Origin of the sequence: Undibacterium sp. Tian12W (assembly GCF_049339405.1) — a bacterium.
Taxonomy (GTDB): Bacteria; Pseudomonadota; Gammaproteobacteria; order Burkholderiales; family Burkholderiaceae_D; genus Undibacterium.
Window position 1 is genome coordinate 1 of record NZ_JBMPPK010000104.1, and the last position, 212, is coordinate 212.

Here is a 212-nt window from a genome sequence, read left to right on the forward strand (position 1 = left end):
GGACGCCCGCCTGTTGGCGTGGAGCGCATGCTACGCATTTATTTCTTGCAACAATGGTTCAACCTGTCTGACCCGGCTGTCGAGGAAGCCTTATACGAATCCGTTTCCATGCGCAGCTTTGCCAATATTGATCTGGGCAATGAGCCAGTGCCGGATGAAACAACAGTGTGCAAATTCCGGCATCTGCTGGAGCGCCATGACCTTGGCAAACG

The 212-nt window shown here is 53.8% G+C and carries 1 protein-coding gene; it reads left to right on the forward strand.

Annotation, left to right across the window (positions count from 1 at the left end):
- Window positions 1-212: transposase (locus ACO0LI_RS30805; RefSeq protein WP_423037756.1), on the forward strand; the 212-nt coding region annotated here is incomplete at both ends.